Annotated in this window: 10 protein-coding genes, 19 tRNA genes and 2 rRNA genes; 27 read left to right on the forward strand and 4 right to left on the reverse strand. The window is 43.1% G+C overall.

Features of this window, described 5'->3' with window-relative positions; all coding sequences use genetic code 11:
* From IQ19_RS25900 to IQ19_RS26000, 21 genes are all read left to right on the forward strand, one after another.
* Nucleotides 1–133: ribosomal RNA gene (locus IQ19_RS25900) — 23S ribosomal RNA — on the forward strand; the annotation flags it as partial.
* A 250-nt stretch (nt 134–383) separates the two neighbouring features.
* Nucleotides 384–500 (forward strand): 5S ribosomal RNA (gene rrf, locus IQ19_RS25905).
* A 9-nt stretch (nt 501–509) separates the two neighbouring features.
* Nucleotides 510–585, forward strand: a tRNA-Val gene (locus IQ19_RS25910).
* 21 nt (nt 586–606) lie between these two features.
* Nucleotides 607–682 (forward strand) — tRNA-Thr (locus IQ19_RS25915).
* A 50-nt stretch (nt 683–732) separates the two neighbouring features.
* A tRNA-Lys gene (locus tag IQ19_RS25920) sits at nt 733–808 on the forward strand.
* Between the two features lie 9 nt (nt 809–817).
* A tRNA-Leu gene (locus IQ19_RS25925) sits at nt 818–902 on the forward strand.
* A 7-nt stretch (nt 903–909) separates the two neighbouring features.
* Nucleotides 910–984 (forward strand) — tRNA-Gly (locus IQ19_RS25930).
* A 7-nt stretch (nt 985–991) separates the two neighbouring features.
* Nucleotides 992–1080 (forward strand) — tRNA-Leu (locus tag IQ19_RS25935).
* 16 nt (nt 1081–1096) lie between these two features.
* Nucleotides 1097–1173: transfer RNA gene (locus tag IQ19_RS25940), tRNA-Arg, on the forward strand.
* A gap of 6 nt (nt 1174–1179) precedes the next feature.
* Nucleotides 1180–1256: transfer RNA gene (locus IQ19_RS25945), tRNA-Pro, on the forward strand.
* Between the two features lie 21 nt (nt 1257–1277).
* Nucleotides 1278–1353: transfer RNA gene (locus IQ19_RS25950), tRNA-Ala, on the forward strand.
* A gap of 18 nt (nt 1354–1371) precedes the next feature.
* A tRNA-Met gene (locus IQ19_RS25955) sits at nt 1372–1448 on the forward strand.
* Nucleotides 1449–1473: 25 nt separating this feature from the next.
* Nucleotides 1474–1566, forward strand: a tRNA-Ser gene (locus tag IQ19_RS25960).
* Between the two features lie 159 nt (nt 1567–1725).
* Nucleotides 1726–1799 (forward strand) — tRNA-Met (locus IQ19_RS25965).
* Between the two features lie 3 nt (nt 1800–1802).
* Nucleotides 1803–1879: transfer RNA gene (locus IQ19_RS25970), tRNA-Asp, on the forward strand.
* A 13-nt stretch (nt 1880–1892) separates the two neighbouring features.
* Nucleotides 1893–1968, forward strand: a tRNA-Phe gene (locus tag IQ19_RS25975).
* A 15-nt stretch (nt 1969–1983) separates the two neighbouring features.
* Nucleotides 1984–2057 (forward strand) — tRNA-Gly (locus IQ19_RS25980).
* A 4-nt stretch (nt 2058–2061) separates the two neighbouring features.
* Nucleotides 2062–2138, forward strand: a tRNA-Ile gene (locus tag IQ19_RS25985).
* Nucleotides 2139–2148: 10 nt separating this feature from the next.
* Nucleotides 2149–2223, forward strand: a tRNA-Asn gene (locus IQ19_RS25990).
* 5 nt (nt 2224–2228) lie between these two features.
* A tRNA-Ser gene (locus IQ19_RS25995) sits at nt 2229–2319 on the forward strand.
* A gap of 6 nt (nt 2320–2325) precedes the next feature.
* Nucleotides 2326–2397 (forward strand) — tRNA-Glu (locus IQ19_RS26000).
* Nucleotides 2398–2717: 320 nt separating this feature from the next.
* On the opposite strand, the gene IQ19_RS26005 is transcribed toward IQ19_RS26000, so the two are convergent.
* Nucleotides 2718–2915: a hypothetical protein gene (locus IQ19_RS26005; protein ID WP_144546439.1), complete on the reverse strand. Its 198-nt coding sequence runs from the start codon at nt 2913–2915 to the stop codon at nt 2718–2720.
* A 225-nt stretch (nt 2916–3140) separates the two neighbouring features.
* On the opposite strand from IQ19_RS26005, the gene glgB reads away from it, so the two are divergent.
* The 5 genes from glgB to IQ19_RS26030 all read left to right on the forward strand — a co-directional run bounded on the left by glgB (nt 3141) and on the right by IQ19_RS26030 (nt 11118).
* Nucleotides 3141–5087 carry a 1,4-alpha-glucan branching enzyme gene (gene glgB, locus IQ19_RS26010; RefSeq protein ID WP_144546441.1) on the forward strand — a complete coding sequence of 649 codons (1947 nt, stop codon included), beginning with the start codon at nt 3141–3143 and terminating at the stop codon, nt 5085–5087.
* Nucleotides 5029–6174, forward strand: a complete 1146-nt coding sequence (locus IQ19_RS26015; protein WP_144546443.1) for a glucose-1-phosphate adenylyltransferase — start codon at nt 5029–5031, stop codon at nt 6172–6174. Before glgB ends, IQ19_RS26015 begins: the two co-directional genes overlap by 59 nt.
* 63 nt (nt 6175–6237) lie before the next feature.
* Nucleotides 6238–7266, forward strand: coding sequence for a GlgC family sugar phosphate nucleotidyltransferase (locus IQ19_RS26020; protein ID WP_144546445.1), 1029 nt, complete (start codon nt 6238–6240; stop codon nt 7264–7266).
* Nucleotides 7263–8714: a glycogen synthase GlgA gene (gene glgA / locus IQ19_RS26025; RefSeq protein ID WP_144546447.1), complete on the forward strand. Its 1452-nt coding sequence runs from the start codon at nt 7263–7265 to the stop codon at nt 8712–8714. The genes IQ19_RS26020 and glgA overlap by 4 nt, the downstream gene beginning before the upstream one ends.
* The gene (locus IQ19_RS26030) at nt 8704–11118 is read left to right on the forward strand and encodes a glycogen/starch/alpha-glucan phosphorylase (RefSeq protein ID WP_144546449.1); all 2415 of its coding nucleotides are present in this window, start codon (nt 8704–8706) and stop codon (nt 11116–11118) included. The genes glgA and IQ19_RS26030 overlap by 11 nt, the downstream gene beginning before the upstream one ends.
* 520 nt (nt 11119–11638) lie before the next feature.
* Here the strand turns inward: IQ19_RS26030 and IQ19_RS26035 are convergent.
* Nucleotides 11639–12490 carry a dimethylarginine dimethylaminohydrolase family protein gene (locus IQ19_RS26035; protein ID WP_144546461.1) on the reverse strand — a complete coding sequence of 284 codons (852 nt, stop codon included), beginning with the start codon at nt 12488–12490 and terminating at the stop codon, nt 11639–11641.
* 166 nt (nt 12491–12656) lie between these two features.
* On the opposite strand from IQ19_RS26035, the gene IQ19_RS26040 reads away from it, so the two are divergent.
* Nucleotides 12657–12869, forward strand: coding sequence for a hypothetical protein (locus IQ19_RS26040; protein WP_110066403.1), 213 nt, complete (start codon nt 12657–12659; stop codon nt 12867–12869).
* Between the two features lie 70 nt (nt 12870–12939).
* On the opposite strand, the gene IQ19_RS26045 is transcribed toward IQ19_RS26040, so the two are convergent.
* Both IQ19_RS26045 and IQ19_RS26050 read right to left on the reverse strand, forming a co-directional pair.
* Entirely contained in the window at nt 12940–13695 is a 756-nt protein-coding gene (locus tag IQ19_RS26045; RefSeq protein ID WP_144546463.1) for a TraR/DksA C4-type zinc finger protein, read from the reverse strand.
* A gap of 336 nt (nt 13696–14031) precedes the next feature.
* Nucleotides 14032–14964: a 1,4-dihydroxy-2-naphthoate polyprenyltransferase gene (locus tag IQ19_RS26050; RefSeq protein ID WP_144546465.1), complete on the reverse strand. Its 933-nt coding sequence runs from the start codon at nt 14962–14964 to the stop codon at nt 14032–14034.
* Between the last annotated feature and the right edge of the window lie 173 nt (nt 14965–15137).

The raw sequence follows: 15137 nt of genomic DNA on the forward strand, positions 1-15137 counted from the left end.
CCCCCTCGAGATGAGATTTCCCATAGCGTCAAGCTAGTAAGATCCCTGAAAGATGATCAGGTTGATAGGTCAGAGGTGGAAGCGTGGCGACATGTGGAGCTGACTGATACTAATCGATCGAGGACTTAACCAAAACGAAAAGCGGAGGCGGCTTGATCAGCCCCGACAAGCATAAGACAAGCGCTGCAGGAAGGTGAATTTCCTTCAGGAAGTGATTGGCTTATGACCTCGAGGGGCTAGCCGCCGGAGCTGGACAACGCATTGGTGAATACTCGGCAACACTTCTTCATGCATTATCTAGTTTTGAGGGAATGAAAAATATTAAATTTCCTCTTGAAAAATTCTAAAAAGACGGTATAATAAAACTTGTCTTTGAAAAATAGTCTGGTTGCGATAGCGAGAAGGTCACACCCGTTCCCATACCGAACACGGAAGTTAAGCTTCTCAGCGCCGATGGTAGTTGGGGGCTGTCCCCCTGTGAGAGTAGGACGCTGCCGGGCTTTAATAATGGAGGATTAGCTCAGCTGGGAGAGCATCTGCCTTACAAGCAGAGGGTCGGCGGTTCGATCCCGTCATCCTCCACCATTAAATTTAAATGTACAAGCTGCCGGTGTAGCTCAATTGGTAGAGCAACTGACTTGTAATCAGTAGGTTGGGGGTTCAAGTCCTCTCGCCGGCACCATCTTCATCTTAAATCACTTAATAAGGATTTAAGAAGACTCATAAAATTATGAGCCATTAGCTCAGTCGGTAGAGCATCTGACTTTTAATCAGAGGGTCGAAGGTTCGAGTCCTTCATGGCTCACCATTTAAATATGCGGGTGTGGCGGAATTGGCAGACGCACCAGACTTAGGATCTGGCGCCGCAAGGCGTGGGGGTTCGACTCCCTTCACCCGCACCATTTTTAAGCGGAAGTAGTTCAGTGGTAGAACATCACCTTGCCAAGGTGGGGGTCGCGGGTTCGAATCCCGTCTTCCGCTCCATTTAATTGCCGGGGTGGCGGAACTGGCAGACGCACAGGACTTAAAATCCTGCGGTAGGTGACTACCGTACCGGTTCGATTCCGGTCCTCGGCACCAGTTGAATTTTAATAATGCGCCCGTAGCTCAATTGGATAGAGCGTTTGACTACGGATCAAAAGGTTAGGGGTTCGACTCCTCTCGGGCGCGCCATATAAACGGGGAGTAGCTCAGCTTGGTAGAGCACTTGGTTTGGGACCAAGGGGTCGCAGGTTCGAATCCTGTCTTCCCGACCAGCGACACTTCTTTTATAACAGGGGGCCTTAGCTCAGCTGGGAGAGCGCCTGCTTTGCACGCAGGAGGTCAGCGGTTCGATCCCGCTAGGCTCCACCATGAATATTTAATCATTTTGGCGGTGTAGCTCAGCTGGCTAGAGCGTACGGTTCATACCCGTGAGGTCGGGGGTTCGATCCCCTCCGCCGCTACCAACATGATTTATGTTCTTATTATTTCGGAGGAATACCCAAGTCCGGCTGAAGGGATCGGTCTTGAAAACCGACAGGCGGGTCAAACCGCGCAGGGGTTCGAATCCCCTTTCCTCCTCCATTTTTTAATATTACTATCGCGGGGTGGAGCAACGAAGCGTTACTTCACTGAATAAACTGCGAGTTGTACCGATCGAGCTGCTACTTGATTAAGCATACTGAGATCGGGACAGTCCTTATGCTGTATGTGAGCATAGAAAAATCACATAAATAATACTATCGCGGGGTGGAGCAGTCCGGTAGCTCGTCGGGCTCATAACCCGAAGGTCGCAGGTTCAAATCCTGCCCCCGCAATCTGGTCCGGTAGTTCAGTTGGTTAGAATGCCTGCCTGTCACGCAGGAGGTCGCGGGTTCGAGTCCCGTCCGGACCGCCATTTTTCTTAGTTTGGCTCAGTAGCTCAGTCGGTAGAGCAAAGGACTGAAAATCCTTGTGTCGGCGGTTCGATTCCGTCCTGAGCCACCATTTATACAACCTAACGCGGGTGTAGTTTAGTGGTAAAACCTCAGCCTTCCAAGCTGATGATGAGGGTTCGATTCCCTTCACCCGCTCCAAAATGGGCCTATAGCTCAGCTGGTTAGAGCGCACGCCTGATAAGCGTGAGGTCGATGGTTCGAGTCCATTTAGGCCCACCATTTTGATTGTTCCGCAGTAGCTCAGTGGTAGAGCATTCGGCTGTTAACCGAACGGTCGTAGGTTCGAATCCTACCTGCGGAGCCATATATGGGGAAGTACTCAAGTGGCTGAAGAGGCGCCCCTGCTAAGGGTGTAGGTCGGGCAACCGGCGCGAGGGTTCAAATCCCTCCTTCTCCGCCATATATTGGCCCCTTGGTCAAGCGGTTAAGACACCGCCCTTTCACGGCGGTAACACGGGTTCGAATCCCGTAGGGGTCATACAAAAAAGCTGTCAACATGATGTTGGCAGCTTTTTTGTTTGTCCTTTTTCTTTTGGCTGTGTTATAGCTCCACATAGATTTAAGCACCCTGCTGAGTGGATCTGAATGTGCGGCTCCTCGGAAATGCTCTCACATTTCCTTCGTGAGGTGGTAATGCACTGATGCTTATTCAAATGTCCTGCCGGAGTGCGGATCAAAGGGAGACCCCGCAGGCTTATTGCTTGAAGCTCCCGGACCCGCCCGCTGTTCTCTGAGTGCCTGGAGCGGAGATCAGCAGGCAAGGTTAACAGTGCCTTTCTTTTTAGAGTACTTTACCTTCTAATCAAACTTCTCTTCTTTCTCGCTCAGCTTATTCCCTGGATTATTCAGATCTATTTCGGAAGAAATCCCTGTGTACGGTCCTCTGAACATATCGCCTGTGGCCATGATTTTCCCATCGGGTGCTTCAAATATTGGAATTTTCACTTGATCTTTGTTGGCCTCGTTTAATAAAAATTCCTCTTCTTTATTACTCAAAATATTATTCTCCTTTCTTTTTCTGCTTGCCTATTTTGTTTTATTTTGTCTTAGTTTGCCCCAGATTATGTCGAAGGCTGGTGAATAGGGGGAAGTCGCTCCGGTTTTTGTCGGTTTTTGAATCTTACTGTCATAAAATTAAAAAAACTTTTACAAGGATTTTTTCCATCTTGCGCGAATATAACAGGAAAGTCGTTAGAAATTGAAGACTGGGTGGGGAGAAGGATGTTAGTGGATACTTTGTTTCCAACCGATTATCAGCTGCATTTGTTCCATGAAGGAACATTGTATGAAAGCCATCAGTTATTTGGGGCGCATGTAGTTGTGGAAGATGGAAGAGTTTTTACCCGTTTTTGTGTATGGGCACCGAATGCTGAAATTGTCAGACTAGTCGGTGATTTTAATGATTGGAATGGAGAAGGCTATACCTTACATAAAGTGAATAATGAGGGTGTTTGGTTTATTCAGCTGGATGAAGACATGAAAGGTGCCTTGTATAAGTATGAAATTAAAACAAAGGAAGGAACGGTTTTATTAAAGGCAGACCCTTACAGCTTCTTTTCGGAGCTCAGGCCCAATACGGCTTCTATTGTGTATTCATTAGAAGGCTATCAATGGAATGATAGCAAATGGATGCAGAAAAAGGAGAAGAAGCAGATTTTTTCAGAGCCTGCTGTTATTTATGAGGTTCATTTGGGGTCGTGGAAAAAGAAAGAAGATGGCAGCCTGCTTTCTTATAAGGAGCTTGCAGATGAGCTGATCCCTTATGCGGTAGAGCAAGGCTTTACCCATATTGAGCTGCTTCCAGTCATTGAGCACCCGCTCGACGCGTCCTGGGGCTATCAGGGAACGGGCTATTATTCGGCAACAAGCAGATATGGAACCCCGCATGAATTCATGTATTTTGTTGATCAGTGCCACCAGTATGGTATTGGCGTGATTCTTGACTGGGTTCCAGGGCATTTTTGCAAGGATGCTCATGGCCTTTATCAGTTTGATGGAACGTATTTATATGAATATGAAACTGAAGGCGACAGAGAGAATCGTGTTTGGGGAACAGCCAATTTTGATCTAGGCAAAAATGAAGTGCAAAGCTTTCTCTTATCCAATGCTGTTTTTTGGATGGAAAACTACCATATTGACGGCTTCCGGGTTGATGCGGTTGCTAATATCATTTATTGGCCAAACCGGAATGGAGAAAAGGAAAATCCATTTGGAGTTCGTTTTCTGCAAAACTTAAATAAAGTTGTTTCTCAATATGATCCCTCGTTTTTGATGATGGCTGAAGATTCAACGGATTGGCCTCAGGTGACTTCCCCAGTCCATTATGGCGGACTAGGCTTTCATTATAAGTGGAATATGGGCTGGATGAATGACGTTCTTACATATATGGAAACAGCGCCTGATAAGCGCACCGCAGTTCATGGGAAAATGACATTTTCCCTTTTGTACGCTTTTACTGAGAACTTTGTGCTTCCGTTTTCCCATGATGAAGTTGTCCATGGGAAAAAATCATTGCTTGATAAGATGCCGGGCGATTACTGGCAGAAATTTGCCCAGTTTAGGCTGCTTCTCGGTTATATGATTGCACACCCTGGAAAAAAGCTTCTTTTTATGGGAAGCGAACTTGGACAGTTTTCTGAATGGAAGGATAAAGAACAGCTTGATTGGCACTTGCTCGATTATGAGATGCATAAAAAAGCAAATGACTATTTGAAAGAACTGATAAAGGTTTATAAACGTTCCAAGCCGCTATATGAGCTGGATCATCTGCATGATGGTTTTGAATGGATTGATGTTAATAATGCAAGCCAGTCCATCTTTTCTTTTATCAGAAAAGGGGCAAAAGAAGATGATTTCCTGGTCATTGTCTGTAATTTTACACCTGCTTTATATCACGATTACCGTATTGGCGTTCCAAATCTAGGATCATACCGGGAGATCTTTAATAGTGATTATGAAAGCTTTGGTGGTTCCAATTGTATTAATAAAAAAGTGCTTAAGTCTGAGGAAAAAGAGTTTCATGGAAAACCATTCAGCTTGAAAATGTCTATTGCGCCATTTGGCATTTCAATTTTGCGCCCAGTAAAACATCGGAAGGAGAGAAAGGGAAATGGGAAAGAAAAAGTGCGTAGCCATGCTGTTAGCAGGAGGGAAAGGGAGCAGACTTAGTTCGCTGACGAAGAGTCTTGCGAAGCCGGCTGTTCCGTTTGGAGGGAAATATCGGATTATTGATTTTACATTAAGCAACTGCACCAATTCCGGAATTGATACAGTAGGTGTTCTAACCCAATATCAGCCGCTTGTGCTAAATTCTTATATTGGCATTGGAAGTGCATGGGATCTGGACAGAAAAAATGGCGGAGTGACTGTGCTGCCGCCTTACAGCGAATCCTCGGAAGTCAAGTGGTATACAGGAACAGCAAGTGCCATTTACCAGAATCTCAATTATCTAAAGCAATATGATCCTGAATATGTCCTGATTTTATCAGGTGACCATATTTATAAAATGAATTATGAGCTGATGCTGGAATACCATGTTGAAAAAGGCGCAGATGCAACGATTTCGGTCATAGAAGTACCTTGGCCGGAGGCGAGCAGGTTCGGCATCATGAACACGAGTGAAGATATGAGGGTTGCTGAATTTGATGAGAAACCAGCTTTTCCTAAAAATAATCTGGCATCGATGGGAATATATATCTTTAATTGGCCTGTTTTAAAGGAATATTTGGAAATGGACGACCGGAATCCTGAATCAAGCCATGACTTTGGCAAGGATATTATTCCTCTTATGCTTGACGAAAATAAAAAACTGTTCGCTTACCCATTCAATGGATACTGGAAGGATGTCGGAACAGTCAAAAGCCTGTGGGAAGCAAATATGGATTTGCTGGATGATGAATGCGAGCTGAATCTATTTGATCATGACTGGCGAATTTATTCTGTTAACCCAAATCATCCGCCACAATATATTTCACCTGAAGCTGAGGTAGCTGAATCATTGATTAACGAAGGCTGTACCATTGAAGGGGAAGTTGAAAAATCAGTTTTGTTCCAGGGAGTCCTGGTTGGAAAAGGATCTGTCATCCGGGAATCGGTAATTATGCCTGATGCAATAATTGGGGAGAATGTATACATTGAAAAGGCGATTGTGCCAAGCGGAATGAAGATACCTGACGGGTTTGTGATCAGTTCATCGGAAGAAACAGATGAAATTATCTTAATTACACAGGAAATGATACAGGGAATTTGTTCTTAAATAATAGATATATGCCTGGATGCCGGAAACGGCTTTTTGACCAACTTTTCGGGAGGGAATTTCATGAAGAATAGAATGCTTGGTGTGATAGACGCAACAACCTACCATGAAGATTTAGAGGAATTGACAGTGCACAGGTCGCTTGCAGCTGTTCCCTTTGCCGGCCGTTACAGGCTAATCGATTTTGTCCTATCCAATATGGTGAATTCGGACATAGAAAGTGTTGCCATATTTCCGAAGTATCAATACCGATCCTTAATGGACCATCTAGGTTCAGGGAAGAATTGGGACTTAAACAGAAAAAGGGATGGCCTATTCTTTTTTCCTTCCCCTTTGCTGGATAGTCCGAGCAAAGGAATTGGTTCATTTAATCATTTTGGAGCCAACTTGGATTATTTTTATCGCAGCAAGCAAGAGTATGCGCTAATATCGAATTGCTTTACCGTTTTTAATATGGACTTTAGGCCGGTTCTGGAAAGGCATATAAATACAGGGTGCGACATTACAGTCGTACGCCAGGATGGACGCTCGCTTGAAATGTATCTGGTTAAAACTTCATTGCTTATCAATTTAATAGAAACGAGAAATGAAACTGGGTACACTTGCATGAGCGATGTGGTTACAGATATCCACCATTCCTACACGATATGCAATTATGAATATACCGGCTTGGCCGTTATGATTGATTCAATCGATGCTTATTTTGCTGCAAGTATTAGCCTATTGGAACCTCAAGCCTGGAAAACGATCTTTAAGCGCAGCCAGCCGGTTTATACGAAAGTAAAGGATGAACCGCCAACCCGTTATATAAAAGGGGCCAGTGCCCATAATTCCATGATCGCCAATGGATGCATGATTGAAGGTGTGGTCGAAAATAGCATCATTTCCAGAGGTGTCAAAATTGGCAGGGGTTCGGTCGTGAAAAATTGCATTATTATGCAAAAATCCCAAATCGGTGAAAACTGTGTTTTAGACTCAGTTATTTTAGATAAAGATGTTAAGGTAGAATCCGGTACCAAGATTGAGGGTACACATAATATGCCTCTAGTTATCCGGAAAGGTACCATACAAGGAGCGCTGATGAACTCGTGAAAGTATTGTTTGCTGTTTCTGAATGTGTTCCATTTGTTAAATCCGGCGGACTTGCAGATGTAGCTGGTTCCCTCCCAAAGGAGCTGGCTAAGCAAGGCACCGATGTCCGGGTGATCCTCCCCAAATATGGTTCCATTTCAAATGATTTTAAAAAGAAAATGTCGAGAAAATGCGAGTTTACAGTACAAGTGGGATGGAGAAACCAATATTGCGGTATTGAAGAGCTGGAATATCAGGGAATTACATTTTATTTTGTGGACAATGAGTACTATTTTAACCGTGAAAAATTATATGGCTACTTTGATGATGGGGAGAGATTTGCTTATTTTAACCGGGCTATTCTCGATGCCCTTCATCATATGGATTTCTATCCGGACGTCATTCACAGCCATGACTGGCATACTGGAATGGTTCCTTTTCTGCTGCGTGTTGAATACCGTGCGAAAAAGGGCTATGAATTCATCCGGACAGTGTTTACCATCCATAACCTGCAGTTTCAAGGAATTATGCCGCGGGGGGCTTTAGGGGATTTATTAGGGTTGGACTATAGCCACTTTCACCCCGACAAGCTTGAGTTCTTCGGCAATATTAATTTTATGAAGGGCGGGATCGTTGCAGCTGATAAAATCACAACAGTCAGCCCAACTTATAAGGATGAAATTCAAACAGAGTATTACGGAGAAAAGCTGCATGATTTGCTTAAGCGGAGAGCCTCCGATCTTGAAGGAATTTTAAATGGCATTGATGATGAATTTTATCATCCAGGAAAGGATTCATTTATTTATAAAAAATATTCCCCTGAGAAATTGAAGGATAAGAAAGCAAATAAAAAGCATCTCCAGGAAAAATTCTGCCTGCCTGTGAAAGAAGATATCCCTCTGATTGCCATGGTTACAAGGCTGACAAAGCAAAAGGGCCTCGATCTAGTTAAATGTGTATTCAACGACCTTATGCTGGAGGATGTTCAAGTTTTGGTTCTGGGAACAGGAGATCCTGAGTTTGAGCAGTTTTTTATGGAAATGGAAGCCAGTTATCCTAATAAGTGCAAAGCGTATATCGGATTTGATGAGGGGCTTGCACATAAAATTTATGCAGGATCCGATTTATTTTTAATGCCTTCGCAATTTGAGCCTTGCGGATTGGGGCAGATGATTGCCATGGAATACGGATCGATACCGATTGTCAGGGAAACAGGCGGCTTAAATGATACCGTACAGTCCTATAACGAAAATACAGGTAAAGGAAACGGCTTTTCCTTCAGCAACTTTAATGCCCATGATATGCTGTACACCATTCGAAGAGCAGTTGGATTTTACGGTGACAGCCAGGTGTGGGAGCAAATTATGAAAAATGCCATGGGAATGGATAACAGCTGGGCGCAATCTGCATTCAAATATAATCAGCTTTATGCAGGCCTTGTCTCAAGGAGTGAAAGCCATGTTTTCTGATCGGGACGAATTTAAAGAGGAATTCCTGAAAAAGCTGGAGATGACCTGCGGAAAAAGTTTTGGGGAAAGCACAGAGAGAGACCATTATTTTACTCTCGGCAATATGATTAGAGAGCATGTCAGTACAGAGTGGATTAACACGAATGAACGTTACCGCATCGACCGGGAAAAGCAGGTGTATTATCTGTCCATTGAGTTTTTACTGGGACGCCTTCTCCACCATAATTTAATGAATTTGGGAATCGAACAGGTTGTCAAGGAAGGCTTAGCTGATTTAGGGATTGACCTGAACCGCTTGGAGGAGATTGAAGCGGATGCCGGACTCGGCAACGGCGGGCTTGGGCGTTTGGCAGCCTGTTTTATGGATTCATTGGCATCGTTAAATTTACCGGGACATGGCTGCGGAATTCGTTATAAGCATGGCTTATTTGAGCAGAAAATTGTCGACGGCTATCAGGTGGAGCTTCCGGAGCAATGGCTGCGTAATGGCCATGTTTGGGAGGTAAGAAAAGCGGATCTTGCGATTGAGATTCCTTTTTGGGGCAAGGTGGAAACAACAGAGGAAAATGGGCGGCTTGTATTTCGCCATGTAAATGCTGAGACGATTTCAGCTGTTCCATACGATATGCCTGTTGTTGGCTATAAGACAGATACGATTAATACACTTAGGCTTTGGAATGCAGAACCGTCTCCGTTTCCTGTCAACCATGATATTTTAAAATATAAGCGCGAAACCGAATCGGTATCCGAGTTTTTGTATCCGGATGATACCCATGATGAAGGAAAAATTCTGCGTTTAAAACAGCAGTATTTTCTAGTGTCTGCCAGCATCCGCTCAATTGTACGATCCTTTCGAAAGCAGCATAATAGTTTAAAAGATTTTCACGAGTTTGTCAGCATTCATATTAATGATACCCATCCAGTCCTCGCCATCCCTGAACTGATGCGCATCCTGCTTGACGAAGAAGGATTGGGCTGGGAAGAAGCCTGGAATATCACCGTTAATACGATTGCTTATACAAATCATACGACTCTTTCAGAGGCTCTTGAAAAGTGGCCTATCCGCATTTTCCAGCCTTTGCTGCCGCGCATTTATATGATTGTAAATGAAATCAATGAGCGATTCTGCCGCCAGCTTTGGGAACAGTACCCCGGTGACTGGAAGCGGATTGAGAATATGGCGATTATTGCCCATGATCAGGTTAAAATGGCCCACCTTGCCCTTGTTGGCAGCTCAAGCGTAAATGGTGTAGCGGCTTTGCATACGGAGATCTTAAAAAAGCGGGAAATGAATCAGTTTTATGAAATTTTTCCCGAGAAATTCAATAATAAAACAAATGGGATTACACACAGAAGATGGCTGCTAAAAGCAAACCCGCTTTTGTCAGATCTAATTTCAGAAAGCATTGGGGCCGGCTGGGTTGGGAATCCAGAAAAGCTTCGTGAATTAGAAGACTTTAAGAATGATAGAGTGTTCCTCGAGCAATTGCACCAGATTAAACAAAAGAATAAGGAAAGACTGGCGAAGCGGATTGAGGAGCAGAATGGCATTATTGTGGATACGTCCTCCATTTTTGATATTCAGGTGAAGCGACTGCATGCATATAAGCGCCAGCTTTTAAATATCCTGCATGTGATGCATTTATATAACAGGCTGAAGGAAGACTCCAATTTCCGCCTGCATCCCCGGACATTTATATTTGGAGCTAAGGCATCACCGGGCTATTATTATGCGAAGAAGATTATTAAATTGATTAATACCGTTGCTGAAAAGGTAAACCATGATCCGCAGACAAAGGATCAGCTAAAAGTTGTCTTTTTAGAAAATTACCGGGTCTCTCTTGCAGAGGAAATTTTCCCTGCTGCAGATATTAGCGAGCAAATTTCAACAGCAAGCAAGGAAGCTTCCGGCACAGGTAATATGAAGTTCATGATGAATGGTGCTTTGACGGTCGGGACACTTGATGGAGCAAATATTGAAATTAAAGAAAAAGCGGGAGATGAAAATATTTTTATTTTCGGGCTTACAGCGGATGAAGTTTTAAGCTATTACCAAAATGGCGGATACAACTCAAGAGAATATTATCATCATGATAAGCGAATCCGCCAGGTAGTCGACCAGCTTACAAACGGATTTTTCCCGGAAGTGGATGATGAATTCGAGCCTATTTTTGATTCATTGCTGATGGAAAATGATCAGTACTTTGTATTAAGAGACTTTGCTTCCTACGTAAGTATTCAAAAAGAGGCGGGAAAAGCATACGAAGACAGGGACCGCTGGCTTAAAATGAGCTTAATGAATATTGGCGGCTCAGGTTATTTTTCAAGTGATCGCACGATCAGCGAGTATGCGCGGGAGATTTGGAACATCAAGCCTGCGGGTGTTGAAATGATGAATAAATAGATGTTGGAAAACAGCCCTTCCGGAGGCGGAAGGGCTGTTTTTTGTATAGTTCTGTTGTTTATCGTTATGATTCACTACCAAAATCCCCAAACGGCCGGAGTATATGCTTAAATAAATTAGATTAACTCCCAAATAAAAGTACAAGGCCAAATATGGTCGTTAATCATCAGAATTAACTCCCAAAATAGAAAGCCCAGCCCTAATATCGTCGTTAATCATCGGAATTAACTCCCATATCCGGAAAGCACACACGAAAATCGTCGTTAATCATCAGAATTAACTCCCAAATAGAAAGCCCAGCCCTAATATCGTCGTTAATCATCAGAATTAACTCCCATATCCGGAAAGCACACACGAAAATCGTCGTTAATCATCAAAATTAACTCCCATTTTCTTGTAGAGCTAGTGGAAAACGTGCTTAATAAACAAGTTTACTGCGAAATAGGGCAACCTCCAAGCACACCTCAAAAATAATATAATGGTAAAAGGCCCCCACCCCAGGGAGCCTTTTACCATTATATTATTTCCCTCTGCTTCGCCTAACCGGCATCGTACAGCAGCGGAAGGCTCCACCGGATTTGATGATTTCAGTTATGTCCACTTCCATAACCTCAAAGCCTCTTGCCCGGAGCTCTTTATTTACATTTTTATTAACAGGGAGGCTGAAGACTTTTTTATTGCCAATGGAGAGGACGTTAGTTCCGAGGGTAAACTGTTCATCTTCAGATACTCTTATCAAATCATATCGGGACTCAAGCATTTTGACTTTTTCCCCGTGGATTTCTCCAGGGAAAATCAGAGCTTCTTCTGGAGAAATAATATTAAATACACAATCCAGGTGAAGATAAGTATCTGTAAAAGGAATGGATATGATCTCATATTCCGGAAGGAGGCTTCGCAGATGCTCGATTGCTTCTTCAAAAGTCCGGTTGCTCACCCCAACATAAATTGTTTTTCCGTCGATGAGGACATCTCCCCCCTCGATCCGGTCTCCCGTTAAATTGTAAAAAGGGATTTGCTGCTGTTCCAGCCATTGCTTTAGGACGTTTTCTTCCCCTTGACGGATATCAGCAGCCATTTCAGCTACATATACCTTTTTGCCAAGAGTAAGTCCAATATCCCGGGTAAAAACCTGTTCCGGGTATTTTTCAAGCGGAGGAAGCAAAACAACATCCACTCCATTTTCTTTCAAGGCACTGACAAAATGCCTGTGCTGCTTCATCGCCCGATCTATATTGATGCCTTCTTTTTTGAAATGCTTTTGTGTTTCATTAATAGTATCTAAAATGGTCATATATTGCGGTTCGCATAATACGACTTGCTCAAGCTTGTCATATTCGGAAAAACATTCGGCTTTATTTTGTCCAGACATAAATAGGCCTCCCAGCAAGTTATTCTTAAAATAATATTTCCAAGGGGAGCCTCTTTTACTCCATTGAATGAAGTCCAGCTAAGTATATTAACAATAATTTCCACTTTAAAAAAGGTTTAAAAACCCTGATAATGTAATCAATAGATATTAAGGGGGAAGCTGTTAAATGTACCAAATCGAGAAGGGATCTATGGAAGAAGTTTTGCTGCATCTTCAGAATATTGGACTGCAACTAAATGAATTCGAGAAGACAAATGAATCCATTCCGGTGAAAAACTATAAAGAACTGCTGGAATTCAGCATCTCCATTGCCCGCCGTACAAACGATGTTTCTGATACGATAGATGAGATTATCCAGGATATCGAATCCAAGCTATAATATATAGGTAATCTTATTTTGCCAATGACATATAAAAAAGCGATGCTCCATTTGGGGCATCGCTTTTATTTTACTCTTTATCATCATCCATATAGCCGTCAGTCTGACGATAAGGTACATCTCCATAAGGCGCTTCAATATTATTTTCATCAAGCATTGCTTCGTACTCTTCCTGCTTTTTGGAAGGATAGATTTTTCTTTGTTTGCCTTCCATGTCATTTCCGACAAAGGTTTCATAATCCTCCGTGAAGCCTTCATCATCATGTCCTTCATTATAAAGCGAGTTATAGTCTTCGTAATCGCCCCTTAAGTCTGAAGGTGTCTCGGAAGTACCGAAGCGGGCAACCTCCTGAAAGCTGTCCTCGTTGTCGACAACTTCCCTGAATTGATGATGCTGAAATGTATTGCCATATGCAGGTTCAAGAACATCTTCTTCCACAGGGCGGTCTCCTGGCACAGTCTGCTCCGGGCTGTGTTCTTTGCAGTAAAGAGTTGCAGGAAGCACCTCAAGGCGCTCGAAAGGGATTTCAGTTCCGCACTTTTTGCATTTGCCGTAAGAACCATCCTCGATTGCCTTTAGTGCTGTATTTATTTTATTCAATTCAGAATCATGATGCTCTTCTAATGCAAAATCCTTTTCACGCTCATAAAGTTCTGAACCCATATCAGCAGGATGGTTGTCATAAAGGGAAAGCTCCCCAACTGTATCTCTCGCGCTTGCACTTTCCAGACCTCCTTCTTTATTCGCTTGAAGCTGGTCTTCCAATGATTTTTTTTCGTCGTTTAATTCCTTTTTTAAGCGGCTTATTTGTTCATTGCTCAACATAAATGTCACATCCTTCAGATTGGTTTCACGGTGTCTTTCCAAAATGGTTTTTATAAAAAAGGCTGAGCTTAATTAGCTTCTGTTTCCCAAGCTGAAGCCTGTCCGAACGCTTATGCCCTGCCGAATTTAAAAGATAAACCATAGTCCATATGGGGTTAGTGTTGACGTTATTGGCAAAATCACAATGGAAGAAGGTCTTCAGTTTATTAAGTGTGGCGAATCCTCTTCCTTGAGTAAAAAATACCCGTTATTGACAGTACGAAACCTGGATAGCGTTTTCTGTTGTTTTTTTCCAAACAAAAACCCCTGCTTTCTTAAGCAGAGGTTTAAAGTGATTTATAAGAAGTAGCCAAGAAACAGGCCTACTGATAATAAAAATCCAAAGATCGTATTTGTCTGTGCCGTTGCCTTCATAGCAGGCATCATCTGCATTGGCAGTGTTTTACCGATAAAGCCTTTTGTTGCTTTAACGGCTTTAGGTGCACTAATGACGACAATGGCAAGCCATGGGGAAATGATGTTCATAGCGATTAAGGCAAAAACCCATCCGTACGAAACAATAAACATTCCAGCCAGCAGATTGATAGCGCCTTTTTTTCCTAATAAAATCGCCAGCGTTTTGCGGCCGAATTCTTTGTCGCCATCCAAATCCCTTATATTGTTGGCAAGCAGTATGGCACCGACAAGAATCAGGATTGGGAAGGATACTAAGATACTCGTAGAAGTTACCGTTCCTGTTTGGATATAAAAGGAAATAAGGATGATCAGCATGCCCATGAAGAATCCGGCAAATAACTCACCAAACGGTGTGTAGGCAATTGGCAGAGGACCGCCTGTGTACAAAAACCCGACTGCCATGGATGCCAGCCCGATAACCGCTATCCACCAGCTAGTGCTCATGCAAATATAAAAGCCAAGCAGTATGGCGATACCATATAAACCGAATGCCAGATTTAATACAGTTTTTGGTTTAATCCCTTCACGGACGATCGCTCCGCCGATTCCGACAGATTCTTCCGTGTCCAGTCCTCTTTTATAATCGTAATATTCATTAAACATATTGGTAGCAGCCTGGATCAGCAAGCTCGCTGCCAGCATGGCAAAAAATAATCCAAAATGCACCTCTGTCATTTCCATTGCTAATGCCGTTCCAAGCAAAACCGGAACGAAAGCGGCTGTAAGAGTGTGAGGTCTTGTCAACTGCCACCAAACTCTCCAGTTCCTTGAATTGGAGGCAGGCGGAAAACTGGTCTGCGTTTGTGGTTGCATTATAACTCTCCCCTTATTTTATCTATATTCTGTAATGTTAAATTTAATTGCTTCAATCAAACTTGTTTATTTTAACCGATTTCCAGGGTATTGTCAAAGAAACCCTTCAATAGAAATCGAGGAAACAACTTAAGTGTAGGTAAAGATTAAAGGGGTGTCAACGTATTTTTCCC

The sequence above is a fragment of the Cytobacillus oceanisediminis genome (assembly GCF_007830235.1).
Taxonomy (GTDB): Bacteria; Bacillota; Bacilli; order Bacillales; family Cytobacillaceae; genus Cytobacillus; species Cytobacillus oceanisediminis.

What these genes read in the sequence shown, in the direction of transcription:
- IQ19_RS26040 (WP_110066403.1), top strand. Translation starts at nt 12,657, where the DNA reads ATGTACCAAATCGAGAAGGGATCTATGGAAGAAGTTTTGCTGCATCTT.
- IQ19_RS26020 (WP_144546445.1), top strand. Translation starts at nt 6,238, where the DNA reads ATGAAGAATAGAATGCTTGGTGTGATAGACGCAACAACCTACCATGAA.
- IQ19_RS26050 (WP_144546465.1), bottom strand. Translation starts at nt 14,964, where the DNA reads ATGCAACCACAAACGCAGACCAGTTTTCCGCCTGCCTCCAATTCAAGG.
- IQ19_RS26030 (WP_144546449.1), top strand. Translation starts at nt 8,704, where the DNA reads ATGTTTTCTGATCGGGACGAATTTAAAGAGGAATTCCTGAAAAAGCTG.
- glgB (WP_144546441.1), top strand. Translation starts at nt 3,141, where the DNA reads ATGTTAGTGGATACTTTGTTTCCAACCGATTATCAGCTGCATTTGTTC.
- IQ19_RS26045 (WP_144546463.1), bottom strand. Translation starts at nt 13,695, where the DNA reads ATGTTGAGCAATGAACAAATAAGCCGCTTAAAAAAGGAATTAAACGAC.
- IQ19_RS26035 (WP_144546461.1), bottom strand. Translation starts at nt 12,490, where the DNA reads ATGTCTGGACAAAATAAAGCCGAATGTTTTTCCGAATATGACAAGCTT.
- IQ19_RS26015 (WP_144546443.1), top strand. Translation starts at nt 5,029, where the DNA reads ATGGGAAAGAAAAAGTGCGTAGCCATGCTGTTAGCAGGAGGGAAAGGG.